Raw genomic sequence first — 4450 nt, forward strand, 5'->3', positions numbered from 1 at the left:
CAAAAAGCGTGCAACTCATTGAGCTGCACGCTTTTGCTTATTGTTTATTATGTGTTTACCTTTCGGCATTACTTCACCTTTTGAAAGTTGCAAACTTAAGCATTTCCATAAGAATAAGAACCTGATAGTCCCATAAATTAATGACCTTTAACGGCTTTTGCATAAAATCATACAAATACCGCCTTTAACCATCCTGTTATTCGAATATCGTCAGTTGTCCTGTTTCTTGCCTCCCGGCATGATGATGGTGAAACCGTTATCCTGACAGATGCCGGATGCAATGGTGTCGCCTTGAGCTTCGGCTTTCTTCAGCCATTCCTTAGCCTGCGCCTTGTCTTCTTTCACGCCATCACCGTTGAGATAGCAGATGCCGAGACAGCGTTGTGCCTGGGCAAGACCTTTTTCTGCTGCCGTGCGTATCATGCTGACGCCTTTCTCCTTGTCTTGTGCCACTCCTTCACCATTCAGATAACATCCGCCGAGCTCGTAGGTAGCCTGTATGTCGCCCTGATTTGCTGCCTGCTCATACCAGTGGGTAGCCTCTTTCATGTCTTTGCCCACTCCTATGCCTTCAACATAGCAGACGGCAAGCTGGTACTGGGAGTCAACGTTACCCTGGGTGGCAGACTTGCGGAACCAGCGTGCAGCCTCCTTGTAGTTCTGCTCCACTCCGATTCCCTTGAAATATAGAGAACCGAGTAAGAACTGAGACAGGGCGTCACCCTTGTCGGATGCCATTCTGAACCATTTCATGGCTTCGGCAGGGTCTTCGTCCACACCGTTGCCATTCATATAGCAGGTGCCCACATAGCATTGTGCTTCCACGTTGCCAGCCATAGCATCTGCCATTGCGTTTTTGAATTCCTTGGAGTTCTGTGCCGTTGCACCCATTGCCATGGCTGCGGACAGGAGTATTGTCAAGAATGTCTTTTTCATTGTCGTCTGGATTTTGATAGGTTTTATTACTGGCGCAAAAATAATAAAAAAACGCGTAACGGCAAAATATAGCCCTGTATTGAATCCACAAACGTATAATACAAAACCGCCTGATGACCGATTTGGGATAGCGATAGGCATTGGTCGAAAAAATCCCCCTGGCGTGGGGAACAAAACCCCACATTAGGGGGATGTGTTCCCCACGGCAAGGGGGAAAATACAGGTGCTATATAAGTGTCTCTATTATTTGTCTTTCTTGCCGCCGAAAAGGCTCTTCCACACCTTTACGGCACCCTCTTTCACTTTGCGTGTGATGTCGGCCTTCTTCTGGTTGATGACAAGATCGACATCCACGTCGCCACACTTGATGGAAACCACACCGCTGCGCTTCTCTTTGCCTAAGTTGTCTTCCACTTCCACGTATATCTTGTCATTGCCAGCCTTGCTTGCCTTCACCCATTTGGGTTGGTCTTCGATATACCAGTCGTCGTAGTTGCAGGTCACGGTGACAGACTGTGCTCCGCCTTCCATCCTTGACTTGAAGTCAAGGTAGTCCTCAGAGAGACTTATCTCCACGTTCTTGTGCTTGTCAACCTGTGCAACCTCTTCAACGACAGTTTTTTGGGCATCATTCTTCGTTATAGGTTTCGGTTTTGGTTTCGGCTTGTTAATCCTTTTCAAGAGATAGTTGCATGCGCCAATCTGTGCGTCGCATTTGTCCTTTCCAGCCTCGGTGGCGTAAAGTCCTTTGGCTTTTCTGAAATTTGCTATAGCCTGTGTAAGCGAAGTTTTGGTGCGTTGTTTCTTCAGTGCCATTCCCTTGCTGTAAATTCCGTCAGCAGCAGTCTGCGCATGTGCTCCGATGGCAACGAAAAGCATTGCCAGACAGAGACATAGTCTGATTATCTTTTTCATTGTATCTTATTTTGGTTTATGAAGTCATTCAATCTATTAACTCTCTCTCTGTATTTGCTCTCATATTCAGTGCCTTCCACCAACTTAATCTGTTTCGACAGTTCCTGGCAGGCGGATTTCAGTTCCTTTGCCACGTTGCCCATCTTGGTCTGCACTTCAGTAGCCTTTGCCTGCAGGTCGCCGTCGCTGCCTATCATGTCAGCCAGTTGCTTGTATGAAGTATATGCCTCCATGAGCTTCTGTTCGTAGTCGTCTTTAGACCGGTCCTGACCTTTCAGCGCCAGCATGTCGGCAGCCGTTATCTTGTCGTCGATATTCTTGGTCTTCTGCTCTGCTTTCTGCTTCTGCACCATGGCAACCTGCTGCTGCTCCACCTCCTGCTGCTTCTGGTTGGTGTGGATGGCGAATGCACCACCGATGATGAGCAATGCAGCCACGGCAGCGGCGATGATGACCATTGTCTTCTTTGAAGCTCCGCCGCCAGCCACTTCGCCGGATTCCAGGGCGACACGCATCTGGGCGCAGGTCTGGAAGCGCTGCGACTGGTTCTTCTGACATGCTGTCTCAATGATTTTCTTCAGTGTCTTGTCCTTTATCTTGCCCAGCGGCAGTTTCTCCTTCAGCTGCTTGTGCAGTATTTCGTGGCGCGCTCCCTCGAAAGGAGTGTGTCCCACGATACACTGATACAGAAGTATGCCGACGGCATAAATGTCAGTTGTCTGATTCTGGTGGCTGATGTCGCCGAGAGCCAGCTCAGGAGCGGCATATTCCGGTTTTCCCATGAATTTGCCGGCAACGGTGAGCTGCTTGTCGCTTGTCGTCAGCGTGTTCATCTGCTTGGCGATACCGAAGTCGATGAGCTTGATATGTCCGTCGGTTGTCACCATGATGTTCGAAGGGTCGATGTCGCGGTGTATATATCCGGCATCATGCAGCGCCATAAGTCCCGACAACACGTTCATGACCACAACTTTGGCAAAGCGCTCCGGGTCCTTCTTGTAGTCGGTGAGCAGTTTCACGGCGAACGGCACGTCCTGTCCGTTTCTGTCCTGTGTCTTGCCGTTCAGGATATCCGACAGCGACACACCGGTGAGCAGTTCGCTGACCACATGATAGTGTGTCACCACCTCGCCCACGTTGTTGCGGTCGCTAATCTCTATGAATCCGAGCATCTCCACGAGGTTGTCGTTGCGCAGCTGTATCTCAGCCTCACGCCTTGCTCTCTCGTAGGCATTTGCCGGCAGGTCGTCGAACATGAATTTGATGGCTACTGGGCGTGACACTCCCGTACGCTCGTCGACGCAGACTCCCTTGAATACTTTTCCCATTCCGCCTTCACCGATAGGCGGTTCTTCAGAATTAAACTGATAACAAATGTGGTTTCGCTTTTCAGCTTCACCTTGAAGTTTTATTATTGCCATAATCCTATGTTTTGTTTCTTTATTAATGTTCTGTTGATTATCTGTTCCTGTCGTCGGCAAGGCGTTGCGTTAACCTGCCGCCGCATTTATTTCGTGTTATTCTTTATCTTCTCCAATTTTTCCTTTATCTTTTTTATTATGCCCTGGGCTTTAGGGCTCGATCCGTATGACTTGCTGCCCTTCGACACTTCAGCCATAGCGGTCTTGTTCTTCTTGGCATAGGCGAGAACACCGTTAACCTCGGGTTCCCGTTGTTTGCCGCATAGAGCCTTTAAGTTCTGAATTGCCTTTATCACCTTGTCAGCATGAAGTCCCTTCTGCTCCTTGGTCTTTTTCTCATTGCCATTGTGATATCCCAACATGTTGTCGAGTGCCGTCAGGGCCTGGTTGACAGATGTCTTGAATTTGGCAGGGTCGCCATAGGCAACGGTCTTCTTTCCCTTTCCGGCATCCTTGTTATCCTTGCTGCCATTCTTGTCGGCAGCAGGATGCTTGTCGGAGTCGGCATTCTTGTCGACGTTAGCTTTTCTTTCTGTATCAGCCTTCTTGTCGGCATCTGCCTTCTTGTTGTCCGCTGTAGAGGCATTTCCCTTGTTGTCTCCGTCAGCGGCTTCGTCCTTCTTCTTTGTGGTGTCGTTGACATCCTTCAGGAGATTCTTGTCCGACAGGTTTTCCGTGATTTTGCCATCCGTCTGGGAAGGTGTAGCAGCCGGTCCGTTGCCGATGTGAAGAGCTTTTCCGGATTCCTGTGGCGTGTTGCCGATGCTTGCCGTGTCATTGCCGGCACTGCCGCTGTAGAGGCATATTCCGATGATGAAGGCCGCCAGGGCAGCAATGCCGCAGATTGCTGTCAGCATCATCTTATACCACTTGTCGTGGAGCTTGGAGTTGCAGTCCATCTCTATTATTGCGATGGTGTGGTTGTCGTGGTGTCCGCCCTTGGCGAATCCCAGTCTGTCCACTTCGCTCGATATGCTTCCCACCACATTTGCTGTCTGTCCCTTGGCGGCGAAGAATTTCAGCAGCTTCTTGTGCGGCATGCTTCCCCACACGCCATCAGTGCAGAGGATGAACCGGTCGCCCTTGCGATAGCCCATCTCTTCGATATCAGGGTTGTCGTCGGTCTTGCTTCCGAGACTTTTGGATATCACGTTGGACTGGGGAGAGACGCGAGCCTC

The 4450-nt window shown here is 49.9% G+C and carries 4 protein-coding genes; all 4 read right to left on the reverse strand.

All coding sequences use genetic code 11. The features are described 5' to 3' along the window. Window positions 1-210: 210 nt before the first annotated feature. Window positions 211-936 (reverse strand): tetratricopeptide repeat protein, encoded by a 726-nt coding sequence (locus tag QVO99_RS00100; RefSeq protein ID WP_022315545.1) that lies wholly within the window; start codon window positions 934-936, stop codon window positions 211-213. A gap of 243 nt (window positions 937-1179) precedes the next feature. After that, a complete protein-coding gene (locus QVO99_RS00105) occupies window positions 1180-1851 on the reverse strand; it encodes a BACON domain-containing protein (protein ID WP_022315546.1) in 672 nt (223 codons plus the stop codon). Beyond that, entirely contained in the window at window positions 1848-3272 is a 1425-nt protein-coding gene (locus tag QVO99_RS00110; protein ID WP_022315547.1) for a serine/threonine protein kinase, read from the reverse strand. Before QVO99_RS00110 ends, QVO99_RS00105 begins: the two co-directional genes overlap by 4 nt. Before the next feature lie 86 nt (window positions 3273-3358). Beyond that, the coding region (locus tag QVO99_RS00115; protein ID WP_369678101.1) for a PP2C family protein-serine/threonine phosphatase at window positions 3359-4450 on the reverse strand (1092 nt) is incomplete at its 5' end.

Origin of the sequence: Prevotella sp. CAG:592 (assembly GCF_000436015.1) — a bacterium.
GTDB classification, from domain to species: Bacteria; Bacteroidota; Bacteroidia; order Bacteroidales; family Bacteroidaceae; genus Prevotella; species Prevotella pectinovora.